This window comes from Paenibacillus sp. FSL L8-0641 (assembly GCF_038006265.1).
Taxonomy (GTDB): domain Bacteria; phylum Bacillota; class Bacilli; order Paenibacillales; family Paenibacillaceae; genus Paenibacillus; species Paenibacillus polymyxa_D.
Genome location: NZ_JBBOUW010000001.1, coordinates 4,087,923 through 4,107,722 on the forward strand (window position 1 = coordinate 4,087,923; position 19,800 = coordinate 4,107,722).

Consider the following 19,800-nt stretch of genomic DNA (forward strand, 5'->3'; position numbering starts at 1 on the left):
AATACATACTGCTGTAAATCTACGAATGCACTGCCATGCTATTTTTACAACTTACACACCAGCGTGTTCTAATAAATCCTTCACGGCTACACTAACCATGATCAGTCCTGCTACCGGAGGTACAAATGCATTGCTTGCAGGCGGCTGCTTCGCTTTCCGGATTTCAGGTGCGTTGGCAGGTACAATTTTTTTTGTAATTTCTTCACGTGGCTTCTTTGGTTCCTCATCGGAGAATACAACCTTGACGCCTTTGGTAATGCCTTCCTTACGCAACTTGGTGCGGATGACACGGGCAATCGGGTCCATTCTGGTTTGGGAAATATCCGCTACTTGAAAACGACTTGGATCCATTTTATTCGCAGCGCCCATACTGGAGATCAGCGGAATCCCCCGTTTCAGGCATTCCTTAATCAAATGAATTTTGTAAATAATCGTATCTGAAGCATCCAGCACATAATCCAGTTCGTACTTAAATAACTCCTCATACGTTTCTTCCGTATAAAACATGTTCAGTGCAATCGCTTCACATTCAGGATTAATCAGCTTCACACGCTCTACCATCAGATCCGCCTTTTTTTGACCTACCGTCGTTGTCAACGCATGTATTTGGCGATTAATATTGGTGATATCTACAACATCTTTATCAATCAAAATGATACGTCCAACACCTGTGCGCGCCAGTGCTTCCACTGCAATCGAACCGACACCGCCGATACCCAGCACGGCCACCGTGCTATTTTTCATAACCTCAAGACCTTCAGTTCCGATAGCCAGTTCCGTTCGTGAAAATTGATGCAACAATATGGTATATCCTCCCTCACTGATTTAAACTCTATACTTGAACTCCAGCATACAAACCACGAACCCATTATCCATAAAAGGGTAACGGGTTCACGGCATTCTATAATCTATCCACAAGCCACTCGGTGCACTTGCAAAGACAAACGTTCATCTTAAGCTTTAGGAGTAACAGGTTTCGGGGCAAGACGGATGTGAAGCTGTTCCAATTGAGCTTGATCCACTTCGCTTGGTGCATCCATAAGCAGGTCTGTCGCGCTAGCTGTTTTCGGGAATGCAATGGTTTCACGCAGGTTTGTACGACCTGCAAGCAGCATCACAAGACGGTCAAAACCGAAGGCAATACCACCATGTGGAGGCGTACCATATTCAAATGCATCCAGCAGGTAACCGAATTTATCCTTCACTTCCTCAGGCGGCAGGTTGAGCGCTTTGAACATTTTCTCCTGAACTTCACGCTTGAAAATACGCATCGAGCCACCACCCACTTCGTAGCCGTTCAGCACGATATCGTAGGCCTGAGCACGAACTTGACCTGGATCTGTGTCCAAGAGGGCCAGGTCTTCTTCCTTCGGACGAGTGAACGGATGGTGCTCCGCTACATAACGTTTTTGTTCTTCATCATAGCCCAGAAGCGGGAAGTCTACGACCCAGGCAAATTTGAATTTGTTATCGTCGATGAGGCCCAAATGACGGCCAATTTTCAGACGAAGTGCGCCCAATACATCAGCAACTACTTTTTTATTATCCGCAGAGAAGAGTAACAGATCGCCTTCTTCAGCTCCCGTACGCTCTTTCAAGGCTTCGATTTCTTCCGGTGTGAAGAATTTAACGATAGGCCCCTTGAATTCGCCTTCTTTCACTTGGATCCAAGCCAAGCCCTTTGCTCCATAACGTGCTGCAAAAGGACCCAGGTCATCAATGTCCTTACGGCTCCACGTGCCACATCCTTTGGCATTGAGAACTTTAACTTCCCCGCCCTTTTCAATTACGGAAGCAAATACTTTCACACCACTGGTTGCCACGATATCATTGACATTAATCAACTCCAGACCAAAACGTAGGTCAGGCTTGTCTGATCCGTATTTATCCATTGCTTCTGCATGTGTAATTCGTTGGAACGGTGTTTCCAGTTCTACTCCAACGGTTTCTTTGAACAATTTCACCATAAGACGCTCCATCATAGGCAGCAAATCATCCTGTTGCATGAAGGAGGTCTCAATGTCGACCTGCGTAAATTCAGGCTGACGGTCAGCACGCAAATCTTCATCACGGAAACAACGTGCAATTTGGTAGTAGCGCTCCACGCCACCAACCATCAGCAATTGCTTGTACAGTTGTGGAGATTGCGGCAAGGCGAAAAACTCACCTTCATGTACCCGGCTAGGTACCAGATAATCACGGGCGCCCTCTGGGGAACTTTTTGTCAAAATCGGTGTTTCCACCTCAATGAAATCCTCACCGTCCAGGAAATCACGGAATACTTTTGCTGCTTTGGAACGCAGCTTCAAGGTCTGATGCATTTCCGGACGACGCAAGTCCAGATAACGGTATTTCAAACGCAGTGACTCGTCTACTTCCACGCCATCTTCAATGAAGAACGGAGGTGTTTTGGATGCATTCAATACTTCGATTTCAGTGACACGCACTTCAATTTCACCTGTAGGCAGGTTCGGGTTAATCGTTTCTGCATCCCGTTTGACAATGGTACCAGTAACCTCAAGCACATACTCACTACGAACACGGTCCGCAATTTGCAGTGCGTCACCGGAATATGCCGGATTAAATACGATTTGTACAATTCCGCTACGGTCACGCAGGTCTATAAAAAGTACGCCCCCCAAATCACGACGGGTTTGTACCCAACCGTTCAATGTAACTGTTTCTCCGATATGCGCATGAGTCAATGCGCCGCATTGATGACTCCTTTTCATAATACACACTCCTGTTTATGTTTAGTAGTTAATGCTATATGACAGCCAGAGGGAGACTCCCCCTGACTGATGTTACACATCTTCTTTATCCTAGTTCTTCCACCAGCTGATCCAGCTTAACAGTGCGCTGCTCGCCCGTTTCCATGTTTTTCAGTGCAATTTCACCTTGAACCAGCTCATCTTCACCCAGAATCGCAGTATACCTTGCTTTAAAGCGATCGGCTGATTTCATCTGCGCCTTCATTTTACGACCCAGATAATCTCGTTCTGCGGAAAATCCAGCTTGACGCAATTTGAATAGTTGTTTGGTTACTTCCGTTTCTGCCGCCTCACCCAACGCCACCATATAGATATCTAACGGCTTGGATTCGTTCAGTTTGACACCTTGATGCTCCAAAATCAGCTGGATTCGCTCCAGTCCAATACCAAAACCAATCCCTGGCTGATCCGGTCCGCCCAGATCTCCAACCAATCCGTTGTAGCGGCCGCCTCCACCGATCGTGTCTATGGCACCAATTCCTTCAGCTTTGAATTCGAACGCTGTCAACGTATAATAATCCAACCCCCGTACCAAACGCGGGTTAACTGTATATTCCACACCCATGGCATCCAAATTTTGCTTCACTTTCTCAAAATGTGTGCGAGATTCCTCGTCCAAGCTATCCAAAATCGAAGGTGCACCTCCAAATTTGTCCTGGTCATCTTTGCTATCCAGCACTCGCAGCGGATTACGCTCAATGCGTGCTTGGCTCTCCTTGGTCAACGTATCCTTAATTGGCATCAAGAAGTCCACCAGATGCTGCCGATAAGCTGCGCGACTGGCTGCATTACCGACGGAGTTAATCTCCACCTGTACTCCTTTCAGACCCAGTTCACGGCAGAATTGATACCCGAAAGCAATAACTTCTGCATCCAGTGCCGGATCGACCGCCCCAAATGCCTCAATTCCAAATTGGTGAAACTGGCGCTGACGCCCAGCCTGTGGACGCTCATAACGGAACATCGGACCGATATAATACAGCTTAGTTACATCCGGCTCCCCGTATAGTTTGTTCTCCACATAGGAGCGGACAACCCCTGCTGTTCCTTCCGGACGCAAAGTCATGCTGCGCTTCCCTTTATCCTCAAAAGTATACATTTCCTTTTCCACTACATCCGTCGTTTCACCCACACCTCGAACGAACAAATTCGTTTGTTCGAACATTGGTGTACGAATCTCTCGATAATTAAAGCGGCGGCTAATCTCACGGGCTTTTTCCTCGACCACTTGCCATTTTTCTACACTGCCCGGCAGCAAATCCTGTGTTCCCGTCGGTTTTTGAAAGGCCATTAACGTATCCCCCCATCGTTGTATTTCATATTGTGCTCTTTCTTCTTGCTCCACTTTCAATATAAAACAAAAAATCCCTCGTCCTGTTAACATTAACAGGGACGAGGGATTGTCGTTTACAAATCACCCGTGGTACCACCCACATTCCGGAGTTTGTCCAGACAACCAGCATAAAATCACTCATTGCCCGTCAGCAATATACTGACTCCGCTCATACGTATAACGCCCGTAACGCGCAGTACGGCTATTATGCAGGACCATCCACTGTCGGCACAATTACAATGTACTTTCAGTAGGGTTTCCTCAATTGTTCGCCGCCTGTTCTCGGGGAGGTCATTCATCCGTTCATCAAGGGAATTTTTACAGCCTGGAAATTCCTCTCTGCGCTTGTGGGTTCGGAGTACTTGGTCCCGTCATCAAATCATTTTTCATTATTTTATGATTTTAATGAACCGCTTCGACAAAGTCAAGACATTCTATAGCTTCTCTGCAACTTTGTATCATTGTCACACATGGACACGAAGAGTTTCCGATGTTCGCTAGGTAGGCAGACACCTCACAAAATACAAAAAAACAGCCTGACTTAAAAAGCCTAAACTGCTTTTAGTGATGTAATGTATCCCTGGTTTTTCCTAACAGTCTGTGTTTGGGAACTATCGCATGCTTTGACGAAGGATGGGAGAATTTACGTATCTACATATTTCACTTTTATGTTTTCCATTTATTTAATTCAGATTACAACTCGTTTCTTTAATATAATAAAATTGGATTTCAGCGATTGTTTATAGTGGAAGGCCAGTCTCCAAGAGGTTTAATGCTTCAGATAATAATTCGGAAAAATTTTCAGTTGGATTTTCCGCATAATGCAACATAACAGATATGTTAACACCTATGACGGCGCCTGCAAAAGTTCGAATCTGCAAGTCTCCAGGATCTCGTCCCACCCGTTTGGAAACCATCTCAGCAATCATATGCATTGTATCAGTCAAATTATTCAAGGTTGCAGCCCGGAGTTCCGGTACTGACATCACGAGTTGGTTACGCTCACGTGTAGTGGACATTTCGTCGCCGGACATGTCAGACATGGTTGCTAACATAGCATTACGCACAGCTTGAAGTGGAGTTAAATGAGCTGGCTGTTCTTCAAATGCAGATATAAGCAGGGGATCATAGTTATCTGTAACAATCACATCCTCCTTGCTCGAAAAATAGCGAAAAAAGGTGCTTGGTGAAATCTCCGCTGCTTCTGCAATCTGTTCCACAGTAGTTTCGTTATATCCCAGTTCGCTGAATAGGCGTAACGCATGCATTTGAATCGATGCAATGGTTTTTGCTTTTTTTCGCTCCCTCAGCCCAAGATTTTGCTGGTGTTCAAGTGACATTTGTTTCACTCCTCAATAGATTGCTCATTCAAGTTTCACTCCTCATCGAGCAATTTGCTTCAGCATATATTTTTGACCACATGCACACTATTGCCCGATTTTGCGTTTACACTCAGTTTATCATGATCCTTTGTACTTCACGATACCCAGGATTGTATTATTCCTGACTGTAAAGCAATACATCAAAACTTGAAACCACTCCAATTTCAGCTTTTATAGGCGAATATGCGGCGTACAGAAGCTGATAGGTTGAATCAGGTTGGTTCTATTGAGAAATTCAAAAAATTTATCTCCTCACCTCGTTAGTACAATTCCCTGCCCACCATCAACAATAACCCTGTCGCCGGTTTTCATTCTTGTAGTAGCATTTCCACATCCTACAACAGCTGGAATGCCTAGCTCTCTGGCTACAATTGCAGCATGAGAGAGTGGTGCTCCTATATCTGTTACAATCGCAGCTGCTTTTGGAAAAAGTGGAGTCCAGCCTACATTCGTTGTCGAGGTCACCAGTATTTCACCAGGAAGGAGCTGGTGTCCATCCTCAGGATTCCTCAGTACACGTACAGTCCCCTCAATTCTACCTGCCGCTCCAGCAACTCCTTCAATGATTTCAGAATGGATAGAGCTATCTAATGGTATATATGGATCATAATAATCTACTCTGCGATTGGGATCCTCCATCCATTGTAAAGGTTCAAATCGCCCACGTATAATCGAGGGGAACGCAGGCAGTTGCTTATATTTTAAATAGTTCACTTTTCTGGTCGAGATTCTCTCCTCAATAACACTTCCTCCTGCAAGCCAGCCCAATATCTCATCCACATATAAAAAAAATACATCTTCTCCTATGCCAATCAACTCGCCTGCTTTCAGCGCGAAAGAGCGATTTAATCTGAAGACACGCGTCCATTCCGAACGAACAGCTTCCCTTAAATGCGGTCCTTCAGAAATTTTTGCTATGACACGTTTCAACTTATTTATCTTGTATGGAAAACGCTGCTCCAATCTTCTCCAAACCACTTCATTTTGTTCACGTTGTTTATACAATAAATCGTCAACATTTATTCCAGATTTCTTTGTTTCTTGGATTTGCTTTTCCAGCCAACTCGGTTCTTCTCTTGGATCAGGTATCGATAGCTCAAACTCATGTGGGCCTCGATGACCATATTCCAATAGATAATCCTCCTGACTCATTTCACCTTTCACGACTGAAGATATACCAACAACAGGTCCCAAGCTGGCCAAACCTGTACTTCCGCTCAGATTAGATAGAAGTACACTAGCATCATCACGTCCAAGCCATTTCTCCAACTTTTCCTTCAATCGAACAAAATTTTGCATCTTGCTACTAGGTCCTTCCAGTGCAATCCACATCGCTTCAATATTTTTAGGCCAAAGCTGCTCACGCCATAATGTAATCAATTCTTCCTTGGACTGGACATTGCCAATTAACTCTTCCGTTTGAGTGCACCAGGCCGCTGTTTCTTTTATGTGCTGTGGTAATAATTTCATCGCTTTTCGGGTCTGTTTAAAAGCATACAGCATCTTGGGGAGCATTATTTTAATAAGCTCTTTCCTAGAAAACGGATATATAGGAATTTGGATTTCATCTGGAATTTCCCCAAAAACATTGCTCATTTTTTTTAATATTGACTTTTTATTCCACCCAAATGCAAAAAAAACGGACAATGGTACACTCACATTGGAGTATACTCTTCCACAGATATTACCAGACATTAAATAATGGCCAGGAATCACATTATGTTCTTCGTCCAAAGCACGAATAATAGACCAGCTTAAGGGAGTAACAACATCTGAAATGGATTCACCTACATTAGTATTCGTCCAAAGAAAATCACCTGATAAAGAATCATTCCATTCAAATGTATCCATATTTCCAGGGCTTAAAGTAGTAACAGGTCGTGCTTGTAAAAAAAAGAGTTGGCCATTGGCAATGGCCCATTCAATATCCTGTGGTTCTCCCATCGCTTTTTCCAGACGGGAAGCATACCAATATAGCTTTTTGATATAAGGAAGTAATTCTTTTGGCCCTTTATATCGACCTGAGGGTTTAAATAAGGAGAAAACACGAGCATTTCCTTTACCAGATACCAGTTGCTCCCCTAACCCGAACACAAAATTTCCAGACATTACTGAACGATTGCCCGTAATAGGGTCTGCTGTAAAAAGAACACCCGAGATTTCAGAAGGAACCATGATTTGGACTACAATCGCCATTTGGTGTGCTTCTTCAAAACCCTTAACTGCACTGTATGCCCGCACCCTCTCACTGTATTGAGAATGGTGAACCACATACAAGGCTTTCAGAACGTCCTCGTTTGTTTGTACTTCTAAGACACTTTCAAACTCTCCTGCAAAAGAAGCTAAGGCTGAATCCTCGCTCAAGGCTGAAGACCTTACTGCAAATGAGACATTAGGGTAATCCTTACGAAGCTTTTCCAAATACCTGATCATTTCTTTCCATGTCTTTTCCTTAAGTTTTTCCCCTTGAAAGGCCTGTGGAAAAACAATAAAACCATTAGGAATCGGATAACCAGCTTGAAGCATCCTAGCAAGCATCCCTCCTTTGCCTCCGGTCCATTTCCGCAGCTCAGGAGTTATCTCTGCAAACCATTCTATTTCATTACCCATTTTGACACTTCCTAACTTTTTCAGTTGTAATATTTCGGTCCCGTAATTGGAAATGGGTATATTTATTGTTTATATTTTTATTATTTCGGGACTTAGTATCTTTTTACACTTTATACAAAAAGACAGTCAGTGTCAAATTAAATAATCTTTCACTTTTTTTGTATCCTGTATCGTTAGCCTCATAGCAACTTACTGTACAAATAAGTCCTAAAAAAGAAAATAGCCTGCGGAAACGGTCCGCAGGCTCAAAAAGATATATCAAAAGGGGGTCATGCTGTTATTATAAACTGCTAATATTAAGGAATGATGTTTCGAATATTACAATTGTATTACAGTCACTCTTTTGTAGCTAAATTCTCAAGTATCGACAATCTTGTGCCGTGCTCTCAACTTTAATCCAACTGCGATACATATCCACGATTGGAACGCAGCTTATAAATGACCTCATCATAATCGGCATCATTCACCTTTGCAGATAATACATACCGTAATTCATCTTGATCACCGTTAATATACACATCTGTTGCACGGAGCAACCCTCCGTCATGATTCGTTGTTCCGCTCCGATCTTCATCCAGATCCCTTTGGGCTGAGCCAGAGTTAATCTGGCCATCCTTCACATCTGGTAAAATATTCTCGCCATAAGCACCCGCCGCAGGGATTGCCGCACCCGCTGAGCCTCCTGTGCTCACAGAGCCAGTATTGTTATAAGGGACCAACGGAATTAAAACCCTCGTCTCCCGACCGAGCGTCTCATCCAGAGCACCTACTTCCAAATGTTCAGTTCTATAAGCCTGAAGCGAAGCTCTAGCGCCCTCAGCTTCATCTTCTGTGCGAAAATAAGCCTGAATCTGTTTAGCCATATCAAATCCTCCTCGTTAGGGAATTGTACTGGCATAAATCTAGGAAGCATTCACGGAAATTACAATGCCTTTAACAACTCACGCACAAAAGCGGGCTCATCCTTAGGGGTCCGAGACGTAATAAAGTTACCGTCCACAACCGCCTCTCGATCCTCAAAATGAGCACCCGCATTAATCAAGTCATCTTTCAATGGAGGATAAGCTGTAATCGTCCGACCTTGTAACAAATCGGCACTCGCCAAAATTTGTGGCCCGTGACAGATAGCGCCAATCGTTTTTTTGGACTCATTAATTTCAGTTACAAATTTCAGAACATTTGCATCCAAACGTAGATTTTCCGGAGATGATCCACCAGGAATAACAACTGCATCATAATCACTTGATTTCACATCTGCAATGGCTTTTTCAATGGTGTAGCTTGCTTTGCCTTGCTTACCGCTCACTTCCTCACCTTGTTTTAGCCCAATAATATCCGCCTCATGTCCAGCCTTTTTTAATTCATCATAAGGTACCTTCATTTCGGAATCTTCAAATTGGTCAGCCAATAAAAATGCAATTTTACTCATGAATGTTCAGATCTCCTTTCCGGTTATCCTCGATACAAGTTTAAAATTAAGTTTGTTTTTCTACCACGATTTGTTATTACCCGCTTGATCTGTTTTTATAACAATTCGCAGCGGCGGAAAAGAAAAAGGAGCCTTTCGGCTCCTCCACTAATTCAATGCTACATATTTTATTTTTGGCCACTTTATGCTACTTTCGAGTAGCACCTCATAACGCCCCATTTAACCCAATGTTATCTGCGCGGCAAAGCACCGCGTCCCGGCTTGTCAATGGCTGCTGCAACATGCTGTAATAACGTATCTGCATTACGAGTAAGGCTGATTGCCTCCTGCATACTACCGGGAAAAAGCAGCACAGCGCTTCGATGCCCGTCCATTTTTGGGGTTTGACGCATAGCTTCGTCTCTCCTGTCACCCTTAGGCTATCCGCTTGGCTAACACCAATCGGGATGACATTAGGGTCCCTCTGAACAGCTATTTTATTCTACTCAGGTCAAGCCATGAACGCATAGCTACGAACGCTCGCTATCCAAAATCAGTGTCACCGGGCCCCAGTTCGTCAATGAAACATCCATCATAGCCCCAAAAATTCCCGTTTCTACCTCCAGGCCCTTGGCTCGAAGCTGGCTGTTGAAGAAATCATACAGCTTCTCCGCTTCCTCAGGTTTGGCCGCCCCCATAAAATTGGGCCTTCTTCCTTTACGGCAGTCACCATACAACGTAAATTGAGAGACAGACAAAATAGCTCCACCGACATCCAAAACGCTGTCATTCATTTTACCTTCAGCATCCTCAAATATACGTAATCCCGCTGTTTTATCCGCCAAATAAACGGCATCGGCTGCCGTATCTCCCTGACCAATACCAACCAGCAGCATTAATCCGGTTCCAATCTTGCCGACCACCTTTTGATTCACCGTTACCTGAGCGTCTTTACAGCGCTGAATAATGATCTTCATCGACTATCCGATATCTCCTTTAACCTTCCCTTTTAAAAGGTGCTCACAGCCGTACTACGGCTCTTTTAGCAGCCTATGGGTCCCTTTCTACCCAAGATATGTTACAAAGGCTATAAACCTATCTGTACGCTTCATAAGGTTATTGCATAATCCGATGCACGGTGTATACATCCTTCACCCGTTTAATCCGTTCGACAACAGAATGCAAATGATCCGTGTTGCGAATGAGAATCGTGATGTGAATCATCGCCATTTTATTTTTATCTGTACGACCTGTAACGGCCGAGAAGCTGGTTTTGTTCTCAGAAATGGCCTGAAGCACTTCATTCAGCAAACCGTTGCGATCATGCCCCGTAATCTCAATATCGACACTGTAATTGACTTCCGCTGCTTCTTCCCACTCCACTTCAATCACACGCGCCTGGTCTTCGCCCGTACCCGAAGGAATATTCGGGCAATCCGTCCGGTGAACGGATACGCCGCGTCCACGTGTTACATAGCCAATGATGTCATCTCCCGGTACGGGATTACAACATCGTGCAAAACGAACGAGTAAATTATCGACGCCTCTGACGCTGACACCGTTGGTCGGTGTTTTTTTCCGTTCGCCCTGCGGCTTGTACTCCTTGACCTCGGTCGTCAATTCGATCAACCGTGCCTCTTCTTGTTCCTTACGCAGCTTCTCTGTCAAACGTGTACAGACCTGCGCTGCGGTTATACCACCAAAACCAATCGCAGACAGCATATCTTCGGAATCGTTAAAAGAGAACTTCTGCGCCACTTCCTGAAGCTTGTCGTCGCTCATCCACACCGATGGCTCGATATCGCGTTTTCTTAGCTCACGTTCCAGATTTTCACGGCCTTTTTCAACATTCTCCTCACGCTTTTCTTTCTTGAACCATTGTTTGATTTTACTGCGCGCGTGAGAGGACTGAGCAATTTTGAGCCAGTCCTGACTAGGTCCATAAGAATGTTTGGACGTCATAATTTCGACAATATCCCCAGTTTTAAGCCGATAATCCAAAGGTACGATTCTTCCATTTACCTTAGAGCCAATCGTTCGATTGCCAACTTCGGTATGAATACGGAAAGCAAAGTCCAGCGGAACGGATCCGGCTGGCAACTCAATGACCTCTCCCTTAGGAGTAAACACAAACACAAGGTCTGAGAAAAAGTCCATTTTGAGCGATTCCACAAATTCCGACGCATCCTTCGCTTCATTTTGCAGCTCCAGGATTTCTCGAAAAAAGGTGATTTTATCCTCAAAGTTAGCGTTGTTTGCTCCGTTGCCTTCTTTATAGGCCCAATGGGCCGCAATCCCGAATTCAGCGGTACGGTGCATATCCACTGTGCGAATTTGCACCTCGGTAGGCTCCCCGTTAGGACCTACTACTGTCGTATGAAGGGACTGATACATATTGGCCTTAGGCATAGCGATATAATCCTTAAACCGCCCCGGCATCGGCTTCCACAACGTATGGATAATCCCCAGTGTGGCGTAACAGTCTTTAATGTTATCCACAATAATTCGAATCGCCAGCAAATCATATATTTCATTGAACTGCTTGTTCTTCGTCGTCATTTTTTTAAACACACTGTAAATATGTTTAGGGCGTCCGGACAGATCAGCCTGAATGCCCATCTCTTCCAGCTTTTCTCTGATACGCTGTATGACATTATCAATAAACTGCTCCCGCTCTGCCCGCTTCTTATGCATCAAATTAGCAATGCGATAATACTGCTGAGGATTCAGATAGCGCAGAGCAATATCTTCCATTTCCCACTTAATGGCTGAAATACCCAGTCGGTTTGCAACCGGACAGAAAATCTCTAACGTTTCATAAGCAATCCGACGCTGGCTTTCCTCTGACTGATATTTCAAGGTACGCATGTTGTGCAGACGATCTGCTAACTTAATGACAATGACACGAATGTCCTGCGCCATAGCAATAAACATTTTTCGATAATTTTCGTTCTGTTGTTCTTCCTTGGAACGGAACTGGATACGCTCCAGTTTCGTCAGACCATCGACAAGCATCGCACATGTATCGCCAAAATGCTCGCGAATCTGCGCCAAAGACACCGTCGTATCCTCCACAACGTCATGTAAAAGAGCGGCGATAATGGAGATGGTATCCATCTGCATATTAACGACGATATCAGCAACCGCAAGCGGATGCAGAATATAAGGTTCACCGGACTTACGAGTCTGGCCGGAATGGGCCTGTTCGGCAAAATCATAGGCGTCCCTGATGCGGATAAGATCTGCTTCTCTGGTATAGGCCCCGGCCTTTTTAAGTAATTGCTCTATCCCCATTCTGCTCTATTCCGTGTCCTTTCTATGCAAAATGGAACCCGCCGATCAATGTCGCGCAAAGGTTCCCTTTTAAAAGTGATTTCCTACAATTATGACGGTTAGCACGTCACACGTCAACTATTACAGGTTTGGCATTGTAGCATTATTCTGTCACACATGGATAAGTAAAATGAGGAATGTTGACGAATTGAAACGAATTATATTGAAAAAATTACGAAAAGTAATTAATGTATATAAGAATAATTGAAAGAACTAAGGAGTGAACTGCGTTGCAACGCGAAATTCAAGTTAATGAAAAGCTACCGGCAGGACCTGGGTTCCTGCTCAGCGTACAGCATTTGTTTGCCATGTTTGGCAGTACCGTGCTGGTGCCGAATATTTTCGGCGTCGATCCCGGCATGATTTTGCTAATGAACGGTATTGGCACATTGTTGTACATCTGGATCTGCCGTGGCAAAATCCCCGCCTATCTCGGCTCCAGCTTCGCTTTTATCGCTCCCGTCAGTCTTGTGCTTAAAAACAATCCCGGCGGCAACGGCTATGCTATGGCCCTCGGTGCTTTCATCATTACAGGTATTATTTTCTGCCTCGTCGCACTGGTGATCAAATATGCCGGAACCCGTTGGCTGGACGTCGTTTTTCCTCCAGCTGTTATGGGCTCCATCGTAGCCTTAATCGGTCTGGAGCTGGTTCCGGTTGCAGCAGGCATGGCAGGCATTATCAATGCCGATCCTACTAAAGCATGGACTCCAGATCCCAAAACGATTACTCTTTCGCTCGTTACACTCGGGGTTACTGTTCTGGGTGCGGTGTTGTTTCGCGGGTTTGCCAAAATCATCCATATTCTGATCGGTATCGTAGTGGGCTATGTGCTTGCTTATTTTATGGGCATGGTCAATACACAGGCCATCGCAGACGCTCCTTTTTTCGGACATCCTGCAATTACCACTCCAGTTTTTAATACCTCTGCTATGCTGACGATTCTTCCTGTTGCTCTGGTCGTCATCGTAGAGCATATTGGTCACTTACTTGTGACTAGCAACATTGTCGGGCGTGAGTTGTCCAAAGATCCTGGTCTCCACCGCTCTCTGCTGGGTAACGGTATTTCCACCGTCATTTCGGGTTTTGTCGGTTCTACGCCTAATACGACTTATGGTGAAAATATTGGTGTCATGGCATTAACTAAAGTGTACTCTGTATGGGTTATTGGCGGAGCGGCTATCATTGCCATCCTGCTGTCCTTTTCAGGCACGTTCTCAGCGATTGTTTCTAATATTCCAGCTCCAGTTATGGGTGGCGTATCCTTACTATTATTCGGTGTCATTGCTGCCTCCGGTCTAAGAATCTTCGTTGAGCAAAAGGTTGATTTCGCCAAGCCAACTAACATGCTGCTTGCGACCATCGTGCTTGTTGTCGGAATCAGTGGTACTACGCTCACTTGGGGCGCTGTAACCTTGAAAGGTATGGCATTGGCTACAATCATCGGCATCATCCTCAGCTTGTTCTTCAAGCTGATTGACGTGCTCGGCTGGTCCAACGATAAATCACAGGAACCTTTAACCGAGAAAACACCAGATTGATATCTTTTTTTCAACTTTAAAAGGCCGCTCCATGTTAGTTATGGATCAACACGCTCAGGCTGTATAGACAAGCGTGTAAAGATCCATATCTCAATGGAGCGGCGTTTTTTTATGCACGGCCTTTTTTTCTAAAGATATCACACACGAAAGCGAGATACGACCTGATTAAGCGTATCAGAGACACCTGTAAGTGTCTTGACAGAGCTGTCCATACCTTCCAGATCCTTAAGCTGCCGTTCGGATCGTTCCGAGGCTTGCTCTGTACGTTTAGCTGAAGCTTTCGCAATGTCTGCAAGATATCCAATAGAGGCTGCAACTTCCTCTGAACCTGCCGACATTTCTTCTGAGGCAGATGAAACCTCCTGCACTTCTATCGCCACCTGCTGAATATCTTGATTCATCGCAATAAAACGTTCTTCCACCTCAAGTAAAATAGATACTCCTTCATCCATCTCCAGAGCACCCTGCTGCATTCCTTCCAAAGCTAATTTGGTTTCTTCCTGCATGGATCGGATTCGACTCGTAATTTGTTCCGCAGACTCGCTCACGTTTACAGCCAGCTTGCCGATTTCTGAAGCCACCACAGCGAACCCTCGGCCATGCTCCCCTGCACGTGCGGCTTCAATGGAAGCATTCAGTGATAGCAACTTGGTCTGCCCACTAATTTCCTGAATCATTCCAATTATGCTGCCAATTTGGGCGGACCGCTCATTCAATGAGCTTACTACCCTGCCTGCCTCATCCATAGATATTTTCGCTTTATGCATTCCTTGGTTGACCACGGTCAACCGTTCATTTCCTTGTTGTGCCTTATGTTCAATCTCAGTGGTAGCCTCGGATACATGCTGGATAGATTCAGCAATACGCTGTATGCCAACAGCCATTTCTTCCATCGCAGTCGCACTCTCTGCTGCTGCGACCAATTGAAGCTCGGCTCCTTCCTTCACCTGTGCCAGTTCTCCTGCATTATGCTGCGCATCTTTAGTAGCCCCAGAAATCTCTTGGGAAATTTTTATAGATACGCCTGAGATAACATCTGACTCTTCGCTCAAACGTGATGCCATTCCTCTGGTTGCCGCAATCACCTTATTGATCCCGTCAGCCATTTGGCCAAATTCATCCTTACGTTGTTGTGTTAGTTCAACGCTGTAATCCCCATGAGCCATACGATTGGTTATCTGCATAATTTTTTTAATCTCTTTGATCATACCTGAATTGTTAATTAATAACGCTCCCATAATTAGCAAGATGCCTATAACACTAACAATAAGAAGAAGTTTAAGCATTTCGTTCGCAGAGCGGTTCAAATCGGATTCTGGCAGTAATACGCCGATTTTCCATCCGGTTTGTGGGAGTGTTTCGTACATTATCCGGTAGTCCTCACTATCAATGGGTACGGATAGTTGTCCGGACGTACCACTTTGAATAGATTGTGCTGCTTCCGCATTCATCGTTTTTGTTAACGGCTCGCCTGCTTTTAAGGACGGAAGACCGGATGACAAAATGGCTCCATTCTTATCCATCAAGATCGCACTACCGTTAGCACCAAACTTCATTTTTTCAATAAACGTTTGAATGTTTGTCATATTCAGGTCGCCAGTAATGACACCTAACAGCTTCCCTTCCCTGTCATAAAATGCTTTCCCTGCAGTAATCATATTGACTTTCAGTCTGCTATCGTAAAAAGGCTCCGTAAAATTTATTTCCTTACCACGTTCCACGGCTTCTGTATACCATGGCTGTGTTAAGTAGTCATATTGTGGATCATCATATTCAATCGTTTGCTTCACTAGCTGGCCATCTCTATGCACATATATGGAACGGTAAGTCACTCCCGGATCATACGCACCTTTAGCAAAATAAATCCCTAACCCATAGGTCATATCATTTAATGCCAGCTCTTGTTCAAAGAATCGTCCATAACCCTCAATGTTCATTCCTGTTCCCAGTTGTTCCGCACTCTTAGTCAGCATCGAAACAAGTAAAGCATGACGATCTACGTTAGCTGCAATATCTGCTTTAACCCTCGATAAGGAATGAGCAGCATTTTGGCTTATTTCCGTATCTAGCTTCTGCTTGGCAAAAAAATAAGACAAAAAGCTGATTAAAATCAGCGTTATAAGTACAAGCGGAATCAAGGTAGAAAATGTCCGTGCCTGTAAACTCTTAAATCGAAATAAACCCAATATGACCACCTCTGCTCCTTTTTAATTATTTATCGACATTTATTTTAAATTTTTTATAACTATTCCCAATAAAAACAGTGGTAATTTGCACCAGTCAAACAAAGTCACACCTAAAACGCTTCTAAACAAAATAGCCCGATGGAGCAACTCTTTAGATAAAGAGATGTTCCATCGGACTATTTAGGCAATCCATACATAATTATTTCCCGGGAAACCCAGGTTTCGAAATACTTAATACGTAATCAGGGTGAATACATCTACGTCAGGCAGCTTCGCCCGACCGTTTAGATCAGACAGCTCGATAAGAAAAGCAGCCCCTGCCACATTGCCACCAAGCTGGCGTACCAAGTTTACGGATGTAGCAATAGTTCCACCTGTAGCAAGCAGGTCATCAGCAATCAAAACATTTTGGCCTGGCTCTATAGCATCCTTATGCATCGCCAGCGTATCTTTACCATACTCCAAACCGTATGCTTCCTCAATGGTTTCTCCAGGGAGCTTGCCACTTTTACGGATGGGAATAAAACCAACGCCAAGCGCATAAGCCAGAGGCGCACCGATAACGAATCCACGTGCTTCTGGACCTGCAATCAAATCAATTTTTAAATCCGATACCAATTCCTTCATATCGTTGATAGCCTTGCGGTACAGTTCACCATTTTTCATTAGGGTTGTAATGTCTTTAAAACTAATCCCTGGTTGTGGAAAATCGGAAATCACCCGAATATATTCTTTGTAGTCCAACTTAGTTCCTCCTACTGTAAACTTCAAATTAGTATATACATTTTACAACATAAATTACGAAATAGTATCTCAAGACGCACCCTTCATAAGAGACATAATCCAGCTCGTCATCTGGGTGGTGTCCGCATCCAGCAAATACCGCTCCATTTCAGCCATATTATATAATTCCTGATAGCGCGGAGAAGCAGTTAAATCCCGCTTGGGCGGATTGGATACAAAACGGAATTGACCATCTGTACGCGTCATAAACTCAAGCTCTTCGAAGATGTCCAATACTTTGGATAACATGCGTACTGAACAGGAACACTGTCGACTAAGAGCAGGCAGCATTGCCTTTTCATCAATAGGCTGTGTTCCCAATCGGGAAAGCACAACGTAAATGCGCTTGAACAGCTCTCTGTCTGGGCTTACGAGTCGACCGCCACGTTCACTGACTGAATGAAGGAGAAATACGTTTTCTACATTTTCAAAGGTAGACCATAATGCCTGGAACTGATCCGGTGTATCCGGCGGCTCCAGTACGAACAGCGACTTCACAGAGTGCTGTGCATCTCTTTGACCATCACTGGGAATAACGCTGCCATCTTTATCGTATAACCATAAGGATTCAGTGTCCACGGAGCTAGATGTACGAAGCCTAGATGACGGGTGGACCAACACCGCAACGTCTTTCTTTCTTTCCTCTATGCGTGGATGAAAGATCTTGAGTCCCCGCTCTAATTCGGCAAAAGGGTCCGACACTCCACGATAATCAAAAATTTGCGGCGCCTGCACTCGAATGTCCTGCATCATGAGCTGGAGAGACCTTTTACCGTTCCATTCGTTAATTGACAATTCACCCAGCAGATCTATCTCCGTTTCTTGCTGTAAAAAATCAGCCAAATCGCCACGACGGAAGGCAATCGCGTCCAGCGATAAACCGTTCTGCTCCAGCAGGAGCTTCACATGATTTTTCTCACGTCCCATTTTACGAGCCTCACGCAATTGCAGACCCTGTAATACGAATCGTGGAGATGGATTCCCCATACCAAAAGGCTGAAGCAACTCCAGTTCTTCAACCACTTGCAAAGATACCTCGTCCAAACGACAGACCATATCAGCCTCAGCTACAGGAATGAGATCGTCTGGTGTCAAAATGGAACCCGCATAGCGGTTCAGCTGCTCTTCAAACAATTCCAGATTATCACAGGACAGCGTCATACCCGCTGCCGAAGGATGACCACCAAAATGCTCCATAAGCTCATGGCTGTCCGTAAGAGCACTGTAAATATCCAATGCAGGAATAGAACGGGCGGAACCTTTGCACATACCTGTCTCAGCATCTATACCCAGAATAATGGTCGGTCGATAATAGCGATCCAACAGCTTGGATGCCACAATTCCGACAACGCCGACATTCCAGCCTTCACCAGCCAATACAATAACTGACGGTAGCTTGCCTCCGTTCAGTTTGGATGCCAATTGTTGCTCGGCTTGCTCCACAATACGTTCGACCACCTGTTGACGCTCACGATTGAGCAGGTCCAGCGCATGCGCAAGTTGGTCTGCTTCTTCCTCTTTTTCTGTCGTCAGCAGAGAAACGGCTCGTCCCGCATGATCCAGGCGCCCGCTGGCATTAATCCGCGGAGCCAAGGCAAATGCGATGTTGACTGAAGTCACTGTAGATATATCTACGCCCGCTACATGGAGCAACGCACGAATCCCCGGAAAAGCAGAGTTTCTCATGGATTGAATCCCTCTGCGTACCATCGTCCGATTTTCACCATGTAGTGGCATCAGATCGGCTACCGTGCCGATAGCGACGATTTCAAACCATTCCTCCGGCACTTCACCCAACAGCGCCTGAGCGAGCTTCAGGGCAACACCAACACCTGCAAGACCTTTAAATGGGTATGGGCAACCGGGGAGCTTCGGATTAATCAAAGTATATGCCTCGGGAAGTACTGCAGGCGGCTCATGATGGTCCGTCACAATAACGTCTATCCCCAAGGAAGTTGCATAAGCAATTTGCTCTACTGCACTAATTCCCGTATCTACCGTAATGACCAGTGTAACTCCCTGCTGATGTGCCCAATCAAGGGCATGGTTATGCAGACCATATCCCTCGTTAGAACGATGAGGAATATAAATATCATAGGAAGCCTTTAGAAAACGCATGAGCTGAATCATCAATGATGTACTGGATACGCCGTCCGCATCATAATCTCCATAGATTAATATATGCTCGCCACGTTCCAGAGCCTGACGAATTCTCGGCACAGCCTCTTCCATACCAAGAAGCAAAAAAGGGTCGTGTACATCGTCCACACTTCCGTACAAAAAGCGGTTTGCTTCCCCGGCGGTAGTGACGCCCCGGTTCACTAAAAGCCGGGACAACAATGGTGAAATCCCCAGTTCCCCTGTCAACAGCTGAGCCGCTTCCAGGTTAGCCTCTGGGGTCTTCCATCTGTACTGCGAATGAAGCAATCCTATTCACCTTTCTTTCATAGTCG

14 protein-coding genes are annotated in these 19,800 nt (G+C 44.9%); 1 reads left to right on the plus strand and 13 read right to left on the minus strand.

Translation table 11 applies throughout. The features are described 5' to 3' along the window. Window positions 1–51: 51 nt before the first annotated feature. The 10 genes from MKY16_RS18425 to MKY16_RS18470 all read right to left on the minus strand — a co-directional run bounded on the left by MKY16_RS18425 (window position 52) and on the right by MKY16_RS18470 (window position 12,798). Window positions 52–801 (minus strand): tRNA threonylcarbamoyladenosine dehydratase, encoded by a 750-nt coding sequence (locus tag MKY16_RS18425; RefSeq protein WP_029515738.1) that lies wholly within the window; start codon window positions 799–801, stop codon window positions 52–54. 152 nt (window positions 802–953) lie between these two features. Next, window positions 954–2,732 carry an aspartate--tRNA ligase gene (gene aspS / locus MKY16_RS18430; RefSeq protein ID WP_029515739.1) on the minus strand — a complete coding sequence of 593 codons (1,779 nt, stop codon included), beginning with the start codon at window positions 2,730–2,732 and terminating at the stop codon, window positions 954–956. A gap of 85 nt (window positions 2,733–2,817) precedes the next feature. Further along, window positions 2,818–4,062 (minus strand): histidine--tRNA ligase, encoded by a 1,245-nt coding sequence (hisS, locus tag MKY16_RS18435; protein WP_069012464.1) that lies wholly within the window; start codon window positions 4,060–4,062, stop codon window positions 2,818–2,820. A 782-nt stretch (window positions 4,063–4,844) separates the two neighbouring features. Continuing rightward, window positions 4,845–5,444: an acyl-CoA-like ligand-binding transcription factor gene (locus MKY16_RS18440; RefSeq protein WP_029514826.1), complete on the minus strand. Its 600-nt coding sequence runs from the start codon at window positions 5,442–5,444 to the stop codon at window positions 4,845–4,847. 294 nt (window positions 5,445–5,738) lie between these two features. Continuing rightward, window positions 5,739–8,096 carry a PEP/pyruvate-binding domain-containing protein gene (locus tag MKY16_RS18445; protein ID WP_029514825.1) on the minus strand — a complete coding sequence of 786 codons (2,358 nt, stop codon included), beginning with the start codon at window positions 8,094–8,096 and terminating at the stop codon, window positions 5,739–5,741. 392 nt (window positions 8,097–8,488) lie between these two features. After that, complete coding sequence (locus MKY16_RS18450; RefSeq protein WP_069012463.1) at window positions 8,489–8,959, minus strand: hypothetical protein; 471 nt, start codon at window positions 8,957–8,959, stop codon at window positions 8,489–8,491. 59 nt (window positions 8,960–9,018) lie between these two features. Next, complete coding sequence (locus tag MKY16_RS18455; RefSeq protein ID WP_340956554.1) at window positions 9,019–9,525, minus strand: type 1 glutamine amidotransferase domain-containing protein; 507 nt, start codon at window positions 9,523–9,525, stop codon at window positions 9,019–9,021. Between the two features lie 230 nt (window positions 9,526–9,755). Beyond that, window positions 9,756–9,917 (minus strand): hypothetical protein, encoded by a 162-nt coding sequence (locus MKY16_RS18460; RefSeq protein WP_340956555.1) that lies wholly within the window; start codon window positions 9,915–9,917, stop codon window positions 9,756–9,758. 117 nt (window positions 9,918–10,034) lie between these two features. Next, a complete protein-coding gene (gene dtd, locus MKY16_RS18465) occupies window positions 10,035–10,481 on the minus strand; it encodes a D-aminoacyl-tRNA deacylase (protein WP_013372633.1) in 447 nt (148 codons plus the stop codon). A gap of 139 nt (window positions 10,482–10,620) precedes the next feature. Further along, window positions 10,621–12,798 carry a RelA/SpoT family protein gene (locus MKY16_RS18470; RefSeq protein ID WP_340956558.1) on the minus strand — a complete coding sequence of 726 codons (2,178 nt, stop codon included), beginning with the start codon at window positions 12,796–12,798 and terminating at the stop codon, window positions 10,621–10,623. Between the two features lie 269 nt (window positions 12,799–13,067). On the opposite strand from MKY16_RS18470, the gene uraA reads away from it, so the two are divergent. Further along, entirely contained in the window at window positions 13,068–14,378 is a 1,311-nt protein-coding gene (gene uraA / locus MKY16_RS18475; protein WP_318627548.1) for a uracil permease, read from the plus strand. Between the two features lie 137 nt (window positions 14,379–14,515). Here the strand turns inward: uraA and MKY16_RS18480 are convergent, their stop codons facing one another. The 3 genes from MKY16_RS18480 to recJ form a co-directional block, all read right to left on the minus strand. After that, the gene (locus tag MKY16_RS18480; RefSeq protein WP_318627549.1) at window positions 14,516–16,573 is read right to left on the minus strand and encodes a methyl-accepting chemotaxis protein; all 2,058 of its coding nucleotides are present in this window, start codon (window positions 16,571–16,573) and stop codon (window positions 14,516–14,518) included. A gap of 222 nt (window positions 16,574–16,795) precedes the next feature. Next, entirely contained in the window at window positions 16,796–17,308 is a 513-nt protein-coding gene (locus tag MKY16_RS18485) for an adenine phosphoribosyltransferase (RefSeq protein WP_029514814.1), read from the minus strand. Between the two features lie 69 nt (window positions 17,309–17,377). Beyond that, window positions 17,378–19,774, minus strand: a complete 2,397-nt coding sequence (gene recJ / locus MKY16_RS18490; RefSeq protein WP_209949770.1) for a single-stranded-DNA-specific exonuclease RecJ — start codon at window positions 19,772–19,774, stop codon at window positions 17,378–17,380. Between the last annotated feature and the right edge of the window lie 26 nt (window positions 19,775–19,800).